At 71.9% G+C, this 17,241-nt stretch carries 16 protein-coding genes and 1 pseudogene; 10 read left to right on the forward strand and 7 right to left on the reverse strand.

Going from position 1 to position 17,241, the window contains the following annotated elements:
• Positions 1–107 precede the first annotated feature (107 nt).
• Positions 108–749, forward strand: a complete 642-nt coding sequence (locus IE269_RS14930; protein ID WP_189823435.1) for a PadR family transcriptional regulator — start codon at positions 108–110, stop codon at positions 747–749.
• 74 nt (positions 750–823) lie between these two features.
• Here the strand turns inward: IE269_RS14930 and IE269_RS14935 are convergent, their stop codons facing one another.
• Entirely contained in the window at positions 824–1,393 is a 570-nt protein-coding gene (locus tag IE269_RS14935; RefSeq protein ID WP_189823436.1) for a TetR/AcrR family transcriptional regulator, read from the reverse strand.
• Between the two features lie 148 nt (positions 1,394–1,541).
• Between IE269_RS14935 and IE269_RS14940 the strand changes: the two genes are divergently transcribed.
• Together IE269_RS14940 and IE269_RS14945 are read left to right on the forward strand one after the other, a co-directional pair.
• The gene (locus IE269_RS14940) at positions 1,542–2,396 is read left to right on the forward strand and encodes an alpha/beta fold hydrolase (RefSeq protein ID WP_229897700.1); all 855 of its coding nucleotides are present in this window, start codon (positions 1,542–1,544) and stop codon (positions 2,394–2,396) included.
• Positions 2,393–2,881 (forward strand): HPP family protein, encoded by a 489-nt coding sequence (locus IE269_RS14945; protein WP_189823438.1) that lies wholly within the window; start codon positions 2,393–2,395, stop codon positions 2,879–2,881. Before IE269_RS14940 ends, IE269_RS14945 begins: the two co-directional genes overlap by 4 nt.
• A gap of 13 nt (positions 2,882–2,894) precedes the next feature.
• Here the strand turns inward: IE269_RS14945 and IE269_RS14950 are convergent, their stop codons facing one another.
• From IE269_RS14950 to IE269_RS14960, 3 genes are all read right to left on the reverse strand, one after another.
• Positions 2,895–3,614 carry a leucine-rich repeat domain-containing protein gene (locus IE269_RS14950; protein WP_189823439.1) on the reverse strand — a complete coding sequence of 240 codons (720 nt, stop codon included), beginning with the start codon at positions 3,612–3,614 and terminating at the stop codon, positions 2,895–2,897.
• 97 nt (positions 3,615–3,711) lie between these two features.
• A complete protein-coding gene (locus IE269_RS14955; protein ID WP_189823440.1) occupies positions 3,712–4,278 on the reverse strand; it encodes a dihydrofolate reductase family protein in 567 nt (188 codons plus the stop codon).
• Positions 4,266–4,787, reverse strand: coding sequence for a MarR family winged helix-turn-helix transcriptional regulator (locus IE269_RS14960; protein WP_189823441.1), 522 nt, complete (start codon positions 4,785–4,787; stop codon positions 4,266–4,268). Before IE269_RS14960 ends, IE269_RS14955 begins: the two co-directional genes overlap by 13 nt.
• Before the next feature lie 38 nt (positions 4,788–4,825).
• On the opposite strand from IE269_RS14960, the gene IE269_RS14965 reads away from it, so the two are divergent.
• A complete protein-coding gene (locus IE269_RS14965; protein ID WP_189823442.1) occupies positions 4,826–6,223 on the forward strand; it encodes an MFS transporter in 1,398 nt (465 codons plus the stop codon).
• Here IE269_RS14965 and IE269_RS14970 read toward each other — a convergent pair.
• Positions 6,136–7,017: an SCO4651 family lipoprotein gene (locus IE269_RS14970; RefSeq protein ID WP_189823443.1), complete on the reverse strand. Its 882-nt coding sequence runs from the start codon at positions 7,015–7,017 to the stop codon at positions 6,136–6,138. The genes IE269_RS14965 and IE269_RS14970 overlap by 88 nt on opposite strands.
• Before the next feature lie 71 nt (positions 7,018–7,088).
• Positions 7,089–7,496 carry a GNAT family N-acetyltransferase gene (locus IE269_RS14975; RefSeq protein ID WP_189823444.1) on the reverse strand — a complete coding sequence of 136 codons (408 nt, stop codon included), beginning with the start codon at positions 7,494–7,496 and terminating at the stop codon, positions 7,089–7,091.
• A 3-nt stretch (positions 7,497–7,499) separates the two neighbouring features.
• Between IE269_RS14975 and IE269_RS14980 the strand changes: the two genes are divergently transcribed.
• Both IE269_RS14980 and IE269_RS14985 read left to right on the forward strand, forming a co-directional pair.
• Positions 7,500–7,763, forward strand: a complete 264-nt coding sequence (locus IE269_RS14980) for an imine reductase family protein (protein WP_189823445.1) — start codon at positions 7,500–7,502, stop codon at positions 7,761–7,763.
• A gap of 273 nt (positions 7,764–8,036) precedes the next feature.
• A pseudogene (locus IE269_RS14985) lies at positions 8,037–8,852 on the forward strand (glutamate synthase-related protein); the annotation flags it as partial.
• A gap of 255 nt (positions 8,853–9,107) precedes the next feature.
• Here IE269_RS14985 and IE269_RS14990 read toward each other — a convergent pair.
• On the reverse strand, positions 9,108–11,417 hold the full coding sequence (locus IE269_RS14990) for a M9 family metallopeptidase (protein WP_229897702.1): 2,310 nt from the start codon (positions 11,415–11,417) through the stop codon (positions 9,108–9,110).
• Between the two features lie 323 nt (positions 11,418–11,740).
• On the opposite strand from IE269_RS14990, the gene IE269_RS14995 reads away from it, so the two are divergent.
• From IE269_RS14995 to IE269_RS15010, 4 genes are all read left to right on the forward strand, one after another.
• A complete protein-coding gene (locus IE269_RS14995) occupies positions 11,741–13,384 on the forward strand; it encodes a PP2C family protein-serine/threonine phosphatase (RefSeq protein WP_229897704.1) in 1,644 nt (547 codons plus the stop codon).
• Positions 13,385–13,509: 125 nt separating this feature from the next.
• Positions 13,510–14,673 (forward strand): FAD-dependent monooxygenase, encoded by a 1,164-nt coding sequence (locus tag IE269_RS15000; RefSeq protein ID WP_189823447.1) that lies wholly within the window; start codon positions 13,510–13,512, stop codon positions 14,671–14,673.
• A 134-nt stretch (positions 14,674–14,807) separates the two neighbouring features.
• Positions 14,808–16,370: a hypothetical protein gene (locus IE269_RS15005; protein WP_189823448.1), complete on the forward strand. Its 1,563-nt coding sequence runs from the start codon at positions 14,808–14,810 to the stop codon at positions 16,368–16,370.
• 87 nt (positions 16,371–16,457) lie between these two features.
• Complete coding sequence (locus IE269_RS15010) at positions 16,458–17,171, forward strand: S1 family peptidase (RefSeq protein WP_189823449.1); 714 nt, start codon at positions 16,458–16,460, stop codon at positions 17,169–17,171.
• Positions 17,172–17,241 lie beyond the last annotated feature (70 nt).

Genomic DNA, 17,241 nt, shown 5'->3' on the forward strand with positions numbered 1-17,241 from the left:
GGCTCTCGTGTCCGACGCTACGATCTAGCCAACGTTGATCAGATCGGTCACGTTCATCACGTTCATCACGTTCATCACGTTCATCACGTTCATCGGGAAGGGTGCTCATGTCGGTGATCCGGCTGCTGGTCCTCGGAGCGGTCCGCATGCACGGGCGGGCCCACGGCTACCAGGTACGCAACGACCTGGAGTACTGGGGCGCCCACGAGTGGTCCAACGCCAAGCCGGGGTCGATCTACCACGCGCTCAAGCAGATGGACAAGCAGGGACTCCTCGTCGCGCACGAGGTCGCGCCGAGCACGGTGGGCGGTCCGCCGCGCGTGGAGTACGAGATCACGAACGCGGGCAACGAGGAGTACTTCCGGCTGCTGCGCGAGTCGCTGACCTCGCACGACCAGAAGACCGACGTGCTCTCGGCCGGACTCGGGTTCATCGTCGACCTGCCGCGCGACGAGGCCGTGGCCCTGCTCAAGCAGCGGGTCGAGGGGCTGGAGCAGTGGCGCTCGGGCGTCACCGAGCACTACGTGCCGGAGGGCGGGCCGGGGCAGCTCGGGCACATCGGCGAGATCATGAACATGTGGATGCACCTGGCCGACAGCGGCGCCCAGTGGACCCGCGACCTGATCGCCCGGATCGAGGGCGGCGCGTACACCTTCGCGGGCGAGGGCGAGCCGTTCGTCGGCGTACTGGGTGACGACGAGCCGAACCCGTACGCGACGGGCAGCCCGCACCCCGACGACCTGCGCTGACGCCGCCGCGCAGGGATCACCAGGCACTGACGCCCCGCGCGGGGATCACCCCGCACTGACGCCTCCGCCCGGGATCACACCCCCGCCGCGTCCAGCAGCAGCCCCGCCGCCGCCTTCGCCTGCTGGGCGGTGTCCCGCGCGCCCGTGATGGCGGCCGTGGCCATCGCCCCGTTGGCCAGCAGGGCGAGCTGGGCGGCGAGCGCCTCCCCGGCGGCGGGCGGCAGGTCCGTCTCCGCGAGGAGTTCGGCCAGGCGGGTGCGGAGGCCGAGTTTGTGGCCCCGGGCGACGGCGGCCACGTTCTCCGAGATGCCGCCCATCTCGCCGTAGGTGTTGATGAAGACGCAGCCCCGGAAGGCAGGTTCGGCGAACCAGTCGGCCAGGAAGTCGAAGACGGCCAGCACTCTCGCGCGCGGGTCGGCGCCGCCCGCGACGTACCGCTCCACGCCCGCGTTCACCACCTCGTCGCGGCGGCGCAGCACTGCCTCCAGCAGGTCCGACTTGGAGGGGTAGGCCTGGTAGAGCCGCTTGAGCGAAACGCCTGATGCGGTGCGGATGGCGTCCATGCCGACGGCTTGCACCCCGCGTTCGTTGAACAGCGTCGCGGCCGCGTCCAGGACGCGGATCTCGGCGGCCTCCGTGTCCATTTCCCGATCACCCCTTGCATTGAGAACCATCGTTCTCCTATCTTAGCCGACAGCGGGAGAACGATCGTTCTCCACCGCAACCACCCAATGTCAGGGGACAGTTGTGTCTGCTACGTCTGCTACGCCTGCTGCATCCGCCACACCCGCTGTGCGGTACCGGACCGTCGACGTCGACGGCGTCGAGGTCTTCTACCGGGAGGCGGGCGACCCGTCCCGGCCGGCGCTCGTGCTGCTGCACGGCTTCCCGTCCAGCTCGCACATGTACCGGCGGCTGCTGGCCGAACTCGCCGACGAGTTCTGGCTGATCGCCCCCGACCACGTCGGATTCGGCCGCTCGGCAACGCCGCCGGTCGACCGATTCCCGTACAGCTTCGAGAAGTTGAGCGAGGTGACACTCGGGCTGCTGGACCGGATCGGGGTGGACCGCTTCGCCCTCTACGTCCAGGACTACGGCGCGCCCGTCGGACTGCGGATCGCCGCCGACCGGCCGGAACGCGTCACCGCACTGATCACCCAGAGCGGGAACGCGTACCAGGAGGGCTTCACGCCCTTCTGGGACCTGCTCTTCCGGCACGCCGCCGACCGTGCCGCGCACGAGGACGACGTACGGAAACTCCTGACCGTCGAGGCCACCCGCTGGCAGTACGAGCACGGGGTGCCCGCCGACCGGCTGGAGCGGATCGCGCCCGAGGCGTGGCTGCTCGACCAGGCGGGGCTCGACCGGCCCGGCAACAAGGAGATCCAGCTCCAGCTCTTCTGGGACTACCAGTTCAACCTGGAGCAGTACCCGCGCTTCCAGGAGTACTTCCGTACGCACCGCCCGCCGACGCTCGTCGCCTGGGGCGCGGGCGACGAGATCTTCGGCCCCGAGGGTGCGAAGGCGTTCGCCCGGGACCTGCCGGACGCGGAGATCCACCTGCTGGACGCGGGGCACTTCGCGCTGGAGACGCACGGGGCCGAAATCGCCTCTCTGGTACGGGACTTCCTGCGGCGGAACCGATGAGCGGGGCGAGCGCGGCCCCCAACAGCCGCGTCAGTGACGCACTGGGTGCGCTGACGACAGGGGCGGTGGCCCTGGGGCTGGTGCTGGTGCTGGCCGTGGCGCAGGGTGCGGCCGGACTGCATGTGTTCGCGATCCCGTTCGTGGCCACGGCGGCGGTCCTCGCACTCGCCCCCGGAGCGCCGCTCGCCCGGCCCCGGGCGATCCTCGTCGCCTACCCGGTGGCCGTGGCGACGGCGCTGGCGGTCACCGCCGTGGCCGGTCCTTCGACGTACACGGCGGCGATCGCGGTCGCCCTGTCGGTCGCGCTGATGGCGTGGGCGCGGGCACCGCACGTGCCGGCGGTGCCCGCCGCCGCGGCGATCGGGCTCCAGGACCCGGGCCTGGGATACGTACTGGATCCGCTGGTTCCCGGTGTGGTGCTGGTGCTGGGTGCGGCGCTGGTGGCGGGTCGGGTGCTGCCTCGCTATGCGTACGGGTGGCGCTGAGGGCGGTCGGCCGTCAGACCAGGACGACGCAGCCCTGCCGTTCCAGAGTGGCGAGGAGCGGCAGGTCGGGGTCGATCTCGTTCCAGCGCAGGTCCAGCTTCTCCAGGGAAGGCAACTCGGCTAGCCAGGAGGGGAGTTGAGTCAGTCCGTTGCTGCGCAGGTCGATGTGGCGCAGGAGGGGGAGGCCGGTCAGGGCGGGCGGCACTTCGGTGAAGGAGTTCCCGCGCAGGTCCAGATGGCGCAGTTCGCGCAGGGCGGCGAACGATGCGGGGAGTCGGTCCAGGGGGTTCCCCCGGAGCCAGAGTTCGCGCAGGTGGTGGAGGCGGCCGATGCTGTCGGGCAGGGCGGTGAGCACGTTGTGCTGGGCCCTCAGCTCGATGAGGCCGGTCATGTCACCGAGGGTGTCCGGGAGGCGGGCGAGGGTGTTCTCGCCGAGGTTGAGGTAGCGGAGTCGGGTCAACCGGCCCAGGGTGTCCGGGAGTTCATCGATCCGGTTGTCGTGCAGGTAGAGGAAGTCGGTGAGGTCGGTCAACAGGCCGATCTCTTCCGGCACTTCGGTGAGTGCGTTGTGGCCGAGGTCGAGGGTGGTGAGGTGGCGCAGTCCGGCGACGGCGGGCGGGAGGTCGGTGAGGCCGTTGTCGGCCAGGATCAGGACACGCAGGTCGGTCCGCTGCCAGACGGAGTCGGGCACGGTGCCGAGCCCGTGCCGCCAGAGGTTGAGCGTGTGGGGCATGGCGGATCGCTTTCGCAGGGGGCGGGGGCCCAAGGTTCGGGGTCCGGGCCTGAGGTCCGGAGCACCGGGTCCGGAATCCGGGGCGCAGGGTCCAGAGCTAGCGGGCGACGCGGTAGCGGTAGTAGGCGACCTGTGAGGCGAAGGTGCGGGTGTCGACCAGTTCGAGGTCGGAGCGGCGCTCGTGGTGCGCGAAGTACGGGATGCCGCCGCCGACCAGGACCGGGTAGACCCTGACCCGGTACTCGTCGATCAGGTCCAGCGCGGCGGCCTCGGCCGCCAGGGTCGCGCCGCCGATCGCGATGTTGCCCTCCCCCGGTTCGGCCCGCAGGCGTTCGACCTCCTCGGCGAGAGTGCCGGACGCCTGGCGGGCGTTGCCCTCCACGGTCGCGAGGGCGGACCTGGAGAACACCACCTTGGGAAGCGGCTTCCAGACGGCGGCGAACTCACGGGTCGAGAAGTCGAGCGAGGGATTCTGGTGGACGGTCTGCCAGTACAGCATCGTCTCGTACAGCCGACGGCCCATCAGATGCACGCCCAGTTCCCGTACTTCGTCGGTGGCGAAGCGGAAGACCTCCTCGTCGGGGGTCGTCCAGTCGAAGCCGCCGTCGGGGCCGACGATGTAGCCGTCCAGGGAAGCGCTCATCGAATAGGTCACGTTGCGCATCGGCGATCCCCTGTGTCGGCGGGCGGGAGGCTCGTGGCGAGCCGGGCGAGGAGGGTGGCGAGCTGAGCCCGGTCCTCCGGGTCGAGGGCGGCAAGGAGTTGGCGTTGGTTGGTGAGGTGGGTGGCGATGAGGTCGTCGGTGAGGGTGAGGCCCTCGGGGGTGAGGGTGATGCGGCGGCTGCGCGAGTCGGACTCGGCCACGGTACGGACGACCAGGCCCCGGGCCTCCAGGCGGTCGACGCGTTTGCTGATCGCACCGGTCGTGACCAGGACCGTACGGCTGAGTTCGCCGGCGGAGAGCGTGTAGGGGTCGCCGGAGCGGCGGAGTGCGGCGAGCACGTCGAAGTCGCCGTTGCCCAGGCCCGCGGCGGCGAAGGGCGGGCGCAGTCGGCGGTCGAGGTCGTCGGCGAGGCGGAAGAGACGGGACGTGACGAGCATGGGCGAGACGTCCAGGTCGGGACGTTCGCGGTTCCACTGTTCGACGATGGCGGCGAGGGGATCGGCCTGCATCCCTTCACTATATCTTCCGCGGATGATATTTATCTTCCATGGAAGATATACGTGTGGACGGACCCGTGAGACCCGGCGGTACTGATGCCGCCGCCAGTGCCGGTACGCGGCGGCGGGTCATTGCCGCCAGCCTCGTCAGTTCCGTCGGGGACGGTATCTACGTACCGCTGACCATGCTGTTCGTCCACTCGCTCACCGGGCTGTCCCTGACCGCGATCGGCACCGGGCTGACGGTCGCCGGGCTCGGGGCGCTGGCGTTCATGCCGGCGGCGGGGATTCTCATCGACCGGTTCGGCGGGCGGCGGGTGCTCATCGGGGTGCTCGCGCTGCGCGCGCTCGGGTTCGCCGCGTACCCGTTCGCGCACTCCTACCCCGCCTTCCTGGCCGTCGCCCTGGTGGTGGCGGTCGGTATGTGGGCCTCGTCCCCCAGCCAGCAGGCGCTGATCGGCGACCTCGCCCGGGGTGCCGAGCGCGACCGGCTGCTCGCGTGGGACCGGAGTCTGCGCAACGCCGGCATGGGGTTCGGGAGTCTGGCGGCCGCCGCCATGCTGGCGCTCAACGGCACGGCCGGGTTCATCGCCGCGGCCGAGGCGCTGGCCGCGGTCTTCGCCGTCGCCGCGATCCTGGTGTCCCGGGTCCCCAACACCCGCACCGGGGAACGGACTTCACGGTCCCGCGAGGGGTACCGGCAGGTGCTCGCCGACCGGCCCTACCTCCTCGCGACCACCGCCAACTTCCTGATCGCCTTCGGCTACACCGCCCAGGCGATGGCCCTGCCGGTCTTCCTCACCCGCGACGTCGGGCTCCCCGACGCCCTGGCCGGGGCCGTCTTCGCCCTCAACACCGTGCTGGTCGCCGTCGCCGGGGTGCCCGTGTCCCGGCTGACCCTGCGCGGCAGGCGCACCCGCGCCGCAGCGCTGGGCGCGGCCGTCTTCGCCCTCTCCTTCGGGGCGTTCGCCCTCCTGCCCCGGTTCACCGGCGGCTCGGGAGCGCTCGTCGCCGTACTCGCGGTCGCGGTCCTCTACACCGCGGGCGAACTCATCCACTCCGCGCCCGCGCAGGGGCTGTCCGTACAGGCCGCGCCCGATCATCTGCGCGGCCGGTACCTGTCCGTGTACCAGTTGTCCTGGTCGGTCTGCCGCACCGTCGCGCCGATGCTGCTGGGCTTCCTGCTCGACGCGCAGCCGTGGCACCTGTGGTCGGTGCTCGCGCTGATGGTCCTGAGCGGGGCGGCGATCCTGCTGCGGGCGGAGCGGTCGTTGCCGGTGCACGCGGTCCGCACCGGTACACATGCCATGGGCACCGGCGCGCACGTCACGAGCACCGGCACGCACGTCACGGGCGGCGGTCAGCCCCCGAGCGGGCCGCCGAGGGAGGTGGCGGGCACCGAGCGGGCGTTCTTGGGGAGGCGCGGCAGGGGCACGGACGTGCCGTGATCGGACAGGTTCATCGTCGCGGTCGCCTTCCCCGCGCCGAGGTCGCACGCGAGAACGATGCGGACGATACGACCGTCCTTGTCGACCCAGACGTCGGCGAACGCCGGGAGTGCGTCGCCCATCTGCTTCAGCGGACCTTCCATCAGCGCGCGACGGTCCTGCGCCATGCGCAGCATCAGGGCCTGGCTGTCGAGCTTGCCCCGGTAGTGGACGGTCGCGGTACCGTTGACCTTCTCCTCCCCCACCTCGGTGACGTCGTGCGCCATGGTCACCTGGCGCAGGACGTGTTCCGGGTCGTTGAGGGGTGCGCGCAGGAGGTAGTGCGCCACGGCCTTGTCCCGCTCGACAGCGCGCCAGGCGGTGTCACCCTTGCCCTCGCTCGGCATCCGCGCGTAAACGGTGCCGTCGCAGAAGATCTCGTCCAGGGGCACCTGCTTGGTGCCGCCGGTCTGCGACAGTGCGGCCGTGAGGGTGCCCTTGTCGGCCTTCATGTCGAAGGCCCCCTTCACGGTGATCGTGAAGTCCTGTCCGCCTCCGGCCAGTTGAATGCTCTCGTCGATACGGGCCGAACTCTTCCCGGCGGCGTCGACCGCGGCGCGCACGGCGGCGGCGGGGTCGGCGGGCGTCGTCGGGGTCGGGGCCGGGGTCTGCGCCGGGGAGGTCTTCTGGGCCTGTGCTCCTGACGCGGGCGACTTGCCGTCCGTACCGGTACCGGAGCCGGACGAGCAGGCGGTGCCGAGTACGGCGAGGGCACTGATGCCACTGATGCTGATGAGAAGGGCTGAACGACGCATGGATGTCCCCGTTGGCGCGTGTGCGGCAAGACAAGCAAGACAGGATCGCCGCTTGCCCTAGAACGGGCATTCTATGGGCTCTGCTTCAGGGCCAGGAGACCGGCCGCCGTCTCCTTGAAGCCGCAGCCGTCCAGGTAGAACCCCCGCAAGTGCTCCTCGAAGTCGACGTGCAGCCACTCGCACCGCGCGGCGCGCGCCCCGTCGGCCGCCGCCGCGACCAGTGCGGCGCCCACGCCCTGCGACCGCCGGTCCCGGGCGACGACCGTGTCCAGGAGGAAGGCATGGACGCCGCCGTCCCAGGCCACGTTGACGAAGCCGACCAGACGGGCGTCCTCGCGGGCGCACACCCAGCCGAGGCTGTGCCGTTCGAGGCGGGTCCGCCAGTCGGTCGCGGCGACGGGGTGGCCGAAGCCGTCGGCGTGCAGCGCGTTGAGGGCGGTGTTGTCGACGTCGCCCCGCCACTCGTAGTCGATCGTCATGCCGTGAGCGTAGGGCGCGACCGGTTTCCGGGGCCGGGCGGGCGGGCGGGTGTGGAGCATGTCGTACTGGTGTCGTCCATCGCTGATGAGCGAGCGGTGCACTTGGGGACGATGGGACACCTGGCCGACACGAGCAGGGCTCGAGGGCTCGACACCTCGGTCCCGGACCTGTTCGGGAGCTTGCTGGAGCGGGCGGAGGCTGGCCACGGCGCCGACGGCGTGACCGGCGTGACCGGGGCGATCACGAAGGGCGGGCGGAACACCTGACCGGCCGCGCTCCTGGGCCCCTGACACCCGGCGGCCGTGTGGAACCGCACCGCGGCCGGGGCCGACGCACTCGCCGCACGAGACCCCGGCCGCCCTCGCCGCACGAGGCCCCGGCCGCGCAGCCACCACGCCCGGGCCCCGCCGCGTGAGCCGCCGGCCCCCTCCCCCCGCCCCACCCCACCCTCGTCCGCGTCGCCGACGGGTGCCCCTCCAGGCGGTACCGCCACCTGGTCAGCGGACATGGGAGCGGCCATCGCGGTCAACAGATCAGCCATGAAGCGTTTCGGGGCCGTGGGCCTCCTCGTCCTCCTCGCGGCGGCCAGCCTGGCGGCGGCCTTCGGCGTGTCGGCCTGGTGGTGGTGCGCCGCCGGGCCGTTGGCACTGGCCGCGCTGGTCGGGACGTACGACTTCGTGCAGCGGCGGCATTCGGTGCTGCGCAACTACCCCGTCATCGGGCACGCCCGCTTCCTCCTGGAGGCAATCCGGCCCGAGCTCCAGCAGTACTTCGTGGAGCGGAGCTTCGACGGGCGGCCGTTCGACCGCGACACCCGGTCCATCGTGTACGAGCGGGCCAAGGGCGTCGACGCCGAGGAGCCGTTCGGCAGCGAGCGGGACATGCACGGGCGCGCGGACGAGTTCCTGGTGCCGTCGATGCACCCGGTGGACCAGGCGAAGAGCCCGCCCCGGGTGCGGGTCGGCGGGCCGCACTGCACGCAGCCGTACGACATGGCGCTGCTGAACGTGTCGGCGATGGGCTTCGGGTCGCTGTCCGCGAACGCGATCCTGGCGCTCAACACGGGCGTCGCGCGGGGCGGTTTCGCCCACGACACGGGCGAGGGCGGGCTCTCCGAGTACCACCTGAGGCCGGGCGGCGACATCGTCTGGGAGCTCGGCACCGGATATTTCGGCTGTCGTACGAAGGACGGGGGCTTCGACGCCGAGCAGTTCCGGGAGAAGGCCGCCCACCCGGCGGTGAAGTGCGTGTCGCTGAAGCTGTCGCAGGGGGCCAAGCCGGGGATCGGCGGGGTGCTGCCCGGGAACAAGGTCAACGCGGAGATCGCCCGGGTGCGCGGGGTTCCGGAGGGGGAGGAAGGGGCGGGGCTGGGGCCCCTTTGGCCCGGCGGGCCGGGGCTGAAGCTGCCCGGTGCTGGGAGGCGGCCCCACGGGCCCCGGTGTCGCGGGCGTCCGGCACTGGAGGTGCGGGTGGGGGCCGGTGCCGGGGCGGCCCCGCCGCCCAAGGGGCGAGGGAAAAGGGAAGAGGTGGCCCGCCCAAGGGGCCCAGGCGGCGTGCAGCGCCGGGGAGTTCGGGTGCCCGGGCGCGGGCCCCGGCACCCGAACTCCCGGTTACTTGGTCTGGGTGGAGAGGGTCACCCCGCTGAAGCCCTCCTTCGCGGCCAGCGTGAAGTAGACCCAGCCGGACGGCGGGTTGTCGATGGTCAGGGTTTCGGTGTTGCCCGTGTTGGTGGACTTGGACTGGTAGGCGGTCGTGGTGGCCCAGGAGGAGCCGCCGTAGTAGAGGTCGGCGTTTCCGGTGCCGCCGGTGCTGGTGAGGGTCAGCTGCTTGACCCCGGCGGGCAGGTTCACGAAGTGGTAGCTCAGGCCGCCGGTGGCGACGGCGAGGTTCTCGCGGCGGCAGTTCTGGTCGAACTGGCGGGCGTCGCTGAGGGTGCACAGCGGCGTGGTGGGCGTGGTGGGCCCGGTCGCCTCCGGCAGCGGGCCGCAGTCGGCGGTGGCGCAGGTGGTGGTGAGCCAGGTGGCGAAGTCGGCGTCGTAACGGGTGCCGATGGTCTGCTTCAGGTGGGTGCGGGCCCCGTTCCAGTCACCGGTGCGGTACTTGGTGAGGACGGTCTGGATGTCGGCCGGGTGCGCCTGGAGCATGTAGCGGACCGCGAGGAAGCCCCAGCGGTAGACACGGTTGGAGTCGGCGTCGGGGTCGGCCTCGCCGCCGTACACGGTGTCGAAGAGGTCGCTCAGCTTGTACGTCTTGCGGGCGGCCTCGGCGATGGCGGCGGCGTTGCGCTCGTTGCGGTAGCCGTAGGAGATGTTCTCGGCGATGCCCTCGACCCACCAGATGGTCGGCGTGGTCATGCCCGCCTCGAAGTCGCCGTGCATGTTGTAGCGGCCGTCGAGGTAGTGGGTGTACTCGTGGTTGAGGTTCCAGATCTGGAAGGAGGGGCGCAGCCACTGGGCCTCGTGGGCGATGAAGCGGGCCTGGTTGCCGGGGGTCGCCGGGTTGCCCTCCTCGTACATGCCGCCGTTGTCGACGTCGATGTTGTAGATGGCCCAGGCGTACAGCGAGTACTGGGTGTAGTCGTCGAAGACGACGACCTCCAGGTTGGTGTTCACGTCACCGGGGATCGGGCCCTTGTCGCCGATGATCTTGTGGAAGTAGGCGTCCTGGTTGACCAGGCTGGTGCAGGTGGCGGCCAGTTGGCCGGGCGACATGTCCTGGGCGCGGATCTTCAGGCCCGGGGTGCAGGTGTGCTGGGTCGGCAGGACCGCCGGGAGGACGCGCTCGCCGAGGTCGCAGATGCCGTACGCCGCACAGTTGCCCCGGTCGAACTGGCGGGTGGCCCAGCCCAGGTTCATGGTGAGCGGCGCGGTGGGGCCGACGTTCGGGTAGCGGTTGATGAGGTCCTTCAGCAACGGACGCAGGCGTTCCTTGAGTTCGGGCACCTCCAGGGCGTGGCCGAGGAAGCGGCCGACGTTGCTGACGACGTCGAGCCGGTTGAGCTGCGCCTCGTTGCGGGTGACGAACCCGGCCCAGGTGTTGAGGATCGTCGGGTCGGCCTTGAGGGCGGCGCGCCAGCCGCGGGAGTCGTTCTTGGCCTTGAAGCCGTTCTCGACGACCCACTCGACGTGTTCCATGGCGAGGTTCATCTGGCCGGGCCAGGTGCCGTCGTAGGTGCCGAGCAGCCACTTGACGACGCCCGCGAACCGGCCGGCGGTCTGGGTGCTGTCGATCAGCGTGACGACCTCGTTGAGGATCTCGCCGTTGGCGTCGGTGACGTCCTTGCTGCGCGGGGCGGCGAAGAAGGCGTCCAGCGCACCCTGCGCCGCACCGGAGAGCGCGGTGCCGTAGTCACCGACACTGCTCGCGTTGTTGTCCTGCACGTAGTACCCGGCGCGCAGGAACATCACCAACTGCCCGACGGAAGCACTGTTGTTGCCGGTGTACGAGGTGGAGGCGTCCCGCAGCGCGTTGGCGACGGTGACCATCTGGGGCTCGCGGAAGGCCTTGCGCGCGTTGTCCCCGGTGAGGTTGAACAGCGGGTAGGTGCAGTCGATCTGCGGCAGCGCTTTGAGCTGCTGGACCAGTGCGCCGCCGGTGGCGTTGATGACGCCGGAGAGGTCGGGGCAGGCGGCCGCGGTCCGCTTGCTCGGCCTGGCGGCGGGGGCGGGCCGCGCGGCGGACTCCTCGGCCTTGTCCTGGGAGGAGATGCGCAGACGGGCGCGCTCGTCCTTGGCGTGCGGCGACAGGGGGACGGGTATCGCGCGCGGCGCGGCGGCCGGGGCCGGGCTGCCGCCGGGGGATGCGGGCGCCGCCTGGGCGTGCGGGGCGAACAGTCCGAGCGTGAGGAAGGCGGCCGCGCCGAGCGCGGGGAGTCTTCGCCGGAGCCGGGCGCGGGACGTCGCTGTGCGGAAGGAGTGCATGTGTGGGGGCCTCCGGGCCGGTGGGTGCAGTGGAATGCACGGGAATGCGGTGGGGTTCGGCCGCGTGCGGAAGCGCACGGGGCCACTGTGACGTGACGCGTAAAATTTCACATGTCGCATTGTTTGGGGAAGACCTCGGGCGGAATTCGTCGGCCGCGGCGCCGAAAACGTTGCCCGTCATCGCCCCGAACCCACCCAACAGGCCCAGCGGAACCCCCATGTGACGTCGCCTCACCGGTCATCGGACGCCGTCCGCACCCCGATCTGCGGCACGTCCTCCGCGAGGGCTGAATCTTCGGGTTGCGGCGTGCCATGCTCAGGGCATGACTGACCGCGATGAGCCGAAAGCGGCTCCGTCGAACGGGGACAACTGCGTTGTCGTGGAGGGCGATCGGACCTTCTCCACCAGCGGCTACGTCGTGTCCCGGCCGCCCGTGCACATCGCCGACCACACCTTCCCCATGCCCGTCCCCGCAGTGCAGGACCTCCTGGACGGGCTGCCCGGCTCCGCCACCTTCCTGATGCCGGTGCACGGGCCGGCCGGTGAGATCGTCGACTTCCGGATCGTGGCCGCTTCACCCGATGCGGTCGACATCGGATCCCGCCGGGGCAAAGAGATGGTCGGCCTCAGCATCCTGGAGACGTATCCGGCGGTCGCCGGCAGCGACCTGTGGCACGGGTACGTCTCGGTGCTGGAGAGCGGGGGCCGTTACGAGGGCGAGCCCTTCGAGTACGAGGAGGTGCTCGCCGGAATCCCCCGCCGGTCGCGCTTCGCGGTGCGTGCGGCGGCCTGCCGGGGCGGGCTGGTCGTCTCCTGGGTACGGCTGGACACCGGCGAGCGCGAGCAGCGCCGCCTCGCGGTGATGCAGCGGCTGGCCGGGATGGGCTGGGCGGACTGGGACCTGGTGCTCAACAAGATCACCTGGTCGGACGAGGTCTTCGCGGTCTTCGGCCGCGACCGGGCGCTCGGCCCGATCACCCTGGAGGAGCTCCCCGCGCACGTCCTCCCGGAGGACCTCCCCGGGGTGGGCGACGCGGTACGGCAACTGCTGGGCGGGGGCCGCCCCGTCGACCACACCTTCCGCATCACCCGGCCCGACGGCGAGGTGCGACACGTGCGCATCGTCGCCGAGGCCGAACTCGACGTGGACGGCACACCGGTGGAGGTCCACGGCTTCTTCCAGGACCGTACCGGCATGCACCGGGCCGCGCAGGAGGTGCTGGAGCACCAGCAGGCGGCCTCTGCGCAGCGCGGCCTGCTGGCCGCCGAGAAGGACCTCGCCGCCCGCCTGCAACACGCCCTGCTGCCGCTGCCGCAGCAGTCGCTGCGCCTGGCGGGGCTGACGGTGGACGTGGCGTACCACCCCTTGCAGGAGGGGCTGAACGTGGGCGGCGACTGGTACAGCGCCATCGAACTCCCCGACGGCAGCGCCCTGCTGGTCGTCGGCGATGTCGCCGGGCACGGGCTGGACGCGGTCGCCACCATGGCCCAGCTGCGCTTCACCGCCAAGGGCATGGCCGTCACCGGCACACCGCTGCCCGAGATCCTGACCCGCCTCAACACCCTCCTCCTGCACACCTCCGGGCGGAACTACGGCACCGCCACGATGATCATGGGTCGTTACGATCCCGCCACCGCCCGGCTCTCCTGGGTGCAGGCCGGGCACCTGCCGCCCCTCCTGCTGCGCGCGGGCCAACCGCGCTACCTGCCGGTCCCCCGGGGCATCCTGCTCGGCGCCATGACGGAACCCGTCTACGAGGAGGCCACCCTCCAACTGCTCCCCGGCGACCACCTGTTGCTCTTCACCGACGGCCTGGTCGAGATCCCGGGCCGTGACATCTACGAGGGCCTCGCCCGTCTCGCCCGCGCGGCGGCGGACCAGGTGGACAATCCCCGCATACTGGACGCACTGGTCGGGCCGGAGTCCCGGCACGACGACACCTGCGTGCTGCACGCCACGCTCTGACCAGGCCTCTCGCCGGGTGCAGGCGTCTCACCGGGTGAGGGAGGCACCCCGCGTTGACAGAGAACTGTCGACATGTTGCTATGCGATCCCACAAACCCCACTGATCCCGGACAGAGCGAGGACCCATGCCGCAGCGCGCTGCGACCATCGTCGGCGGCGGCATCGGCGGACTCGCGACCGCCCTCGCCCTGCACCGCCGCGGCTGGCGCGTCGAAGTGCTGGAACGCGCCCCGGAGTTCACCGAGATCGGCGCCGGGATCTCCCTGTGGCCGAACGCGCTGCACGCCCTGAAGGCGCTCGGCCTGGCCGACGCCGTGCTGGCCCTCGGCGCCGTCGAGACCACGGGCGGCATGCGCGACCTGCGGGGCCGCTGGCTGTCCCGTACGGACAACGCGGAGGTGGCGCGCCGCTTCAGCCACCCGCTGGTGGTGCTGCACCGCGCCGACCTGCTGCGGGTGCTCGCCGACGCGCTGCCCGCCGACTGCCTGCGGCCGGACGCGGAGGTCTCGGCGGTCCGCGACCCGCAGCACCGGCCGGTGGTCGAGCACCGTGGCGGCGAGTCCCGGGCCGACCTCGTGGTCGGCGCGGACGGGCTGCGCAGCGCGGTCCGCCGCACCCTGTGGCCGACGGCGGCCGGCCCCCGGTACGCCGGTTACGCGGGCTGGCGCACGATCACCGCCCCGCTCGCACAGCCGCCGGCCGAGGGGGCGGTGACCTGGGGGCGCGGGGAGCGGTTCGGGTTCACGGCACTGCCGGGCGGGCGGATGTACTGCTTCGGGACGGCGTCCGTGCCGGAGGGCGGTACGGACACGAAGTCCCCGTACGCCGAACTCCTGCGCCGGTTCGGGTCCTGGCCCGATCCGATTCCCGCGCTGCTGGCCGCCGTGCCCGCCGACGCCGTACTCCGGCACGACCTGTACGACCTGCCGCCGCTGCCCTCCTTCGTGCACGGCCGCGTCGCGCTGCTCGGCGACGCGGCCCACGCGATGACGCCCAACCTGGGCCAGGGCGCGTGCCAGGCGCTGGAGGACGCGGTCACTCTGGCGCACTGCCTCGACGGGACCGGCGACATCGAGGCGGGCCTGCGCTCGTACGACCTGCTGCGCCGCCCCAGGACGCAGGCCGTCACGCGCCGTTCCGCCCGGCTGGGCACGATCGGCCAACTGTCCTGGCCGCCCGCGGTGCTGCTGCGCGACACTGCCGCCCGTCTGACGCCGATGCGGGCGACGCTGCGCTCCATGACCCCGGTGCTCGACTGGACCGCGCCGGGCGACCCGGCCGCCCGGTGACCGGTTCACCGGACGCCCCCATGAACGCAACGTCGCCGGACGCCCCATGAACGTAGCGCCGCCGGACGCCCCCATGAACGCAACCAAGAACAAATGCCCTCGAGAGGCACGAAACCGATGAGCGAGAGACCCTGATGCCGGACTGGACGTATCACCCGCTGCGCGGCCTGGCCGCCGCCGTCGTCGGCAGGCGGCGCTCGCAGCGGGCCGCGCTGCGGCTGCTGGCCTCGGTCGGCTCGCGGCCCGCCGGTGCGCGGCTGATCTCGCGGGGGTTCGGGCACCGGCATCCGCACGAGAGCCTTGCCGGTGAGCTCGCGGGGGTGCCCGTGAGCGTACGGGTCGGCATCTCGGTGCCGCCCGCGCTGGCCCGTGAGACGGTGCGCGCGATGGCACCGTTGGGGGCCGGGGTCGTGGAGGTGACGGGGGTCGGGGCGGCGGACGTGGAGACGGTACGGGAGGCGGCGCTCGGCCGTTCGGTGCCGGTGGTCGTCCGCACCGACGACCCGGCCGTCGAGGCCGTGCTCGCGCCCGATGTCGACGGGTTCACCCGCGGCGACGACGGCCAGCGCGTGGTCCGTACGTCCGACCCCTCCGTCACCGCATCGGCGACCGCGCTCGCGGAGCCGGGCACCGTCGTGCTGGCCCGGCCCGGGGTGCTGGTCGCGGCCGGGCCCGGCTGGTTCCAGCGGGTCGCCGAGGCGGCCACGCCCACCGCGCCCGCCCAGGGCCTCCGGGACCTCGGGCTCGACCCGCGCCGGTGGCCCGCCTGGGCGTGGGCGCTGCTCCTCGGGCTCGGCATGACGGTCGCCGGTCTCGGCGCGGCGGCGATCACGCTCGGTCCGGTGCTGCTCTGGTACGACCGCGACTACCTCGGCCTGACGCTGGACGACCTGCACGCCGCCAACCACCACCTGGTGCACTTCCTCCAGCACGACCGGATCACCATGGCCGGGACGATGGTGGCGATCGGTTCCCTCTACATCGGGCTCGCCTGGGGCGGGATCAGGCGCGGCCGGGCCTGGGCGCGCGAGGCGTACCTGGTGTCGGGGGCGATCGGCTTCCCGACCCTCTTCTACTTCCTGGCCACCGGCTTCGTGGAGCCACTGCATACGGCGACCGCGCTCGTGCTGTTCCCGATGTTCGTGCTGGGGGTCCGGCGGGGCCCGCGCACACCCCGGTGGGAGCCGGTCCCGGAGGGGCCGGAGCGGGAGCGCCGGCGGGCGCTGGTGGGCCAGTTGCTGCTGATCGTCACGGGGGCGGGGCTGTTCGTCGGCGGGGCGGTGATCTCGGTGGTCGGGCTGACGGGCGTGTTCGTACCGAGCGACCTGACCTTCCTGCGGACCACCGTGCGGACGCTGGAGTCGGTGAGCCCGCAGCTCGTGCCGTTCATCGCCCATGACCGGGCGGGGTTCGGCGGGGCGCTGATGTCGGCGGCGGCGGCCATCGTCCTGCTCAGCACGTGGGGCTGGCAGCGGGGCGAGGGGTGGGTGTTCTGGAGCCTGGCCGGGGCGGGGGCGGCCGGTTTCCTGCCCGCGGTGTTCGTGCACGGCACGATCCACTACACGGACTTCCTGCACCTGGCGCCGGTGTACTTCGGCATCGTCCTGACCGCGACGGGGCTGGGGCTGGCCCGCCCGTACCTCTGCGCCGCGCGGGCAACGGAAGGGGCACAAGCCCGCGTTATGCCCAGTCGCTAGTACCCGCGACCTCCTCGTTTCGGCACGCTGGGGCCGTCAGCCCCACACGACACACGCACCTCAGCGTGTCCCCCGAAACGAGGAACCATGAAGATATCCAGGCTGGTCCCCGCCGCCTTCGCCGCCGCCGTCTCCGTCGTCGCCCTGATGTCCCCCACCGCGTCCGCCGCCCCGGCCCCGGCCGCCACGGGCAACCAGCCGATCATCGGCGGCGGTTACGCGTCGAACGCGCCCTGGGCGGCGCGGCTCTTCTCCAACGGCAGAGAGACCTGTTCCGCGACGATCATCGCGCCCACCTGGATCCTGACCGCCAAGCACTGCGTCTCCGGCGGCGGCCTCTCCTTCCGCATCGGCAGCCTCGACCAGCACAGCGGCGGCACCACCGCCAACGGCGTCCAGACCTACACCAACAGCGCCGACCTGGCCCTGGTCCGCCTCGACCGGTCGGTCTCCGGTACGTACGCCCGCCTCGGCCAGCCGGGTTCGGTGACCGTCGGCCAGAGCGTCCAGGTCTACGGCTGGGGCGCCACCTCCCAGTGCGGCTCCGAGATCAACTGCCAGTCCCGTCTCCTCAAGGTCGCCAACGTGACCGTCACCGGCGGCTGCACCGACGCCTACGGCGGCTCGGCGATCTGCGCCCGCCGGGGCAACGGCATCACGGCGGGCGGCGACTCGGGCGGCCCGATGAACGCGAACGGCATCCAGGTCGGCGTCGCCTCCACCAGCGACCGCCAGACCACCACCGCCTACACCAACGTCACCGCCTACCGCTCCTGGATCCGCTCCGTCGCGGGCGTCTGACCTCCCCCGTCCCCCTCCCCGTCCCCCTCCCCGTCCCCCTCCCCCTTCCCCGCACTCCGACGCCGCCCGG

The sequence above is a fragment of the Streptomyces spiroverticillatus genome (assembly GCA_014650415.1).
In the GTDB taxonomy this organism is placed as follows: Bacteria; Actinomycetota; Actinomycetes; order Streptomycetales; family Streptomycetaceae; genus Streptomyces; species Streptomyces spiroverticillatus.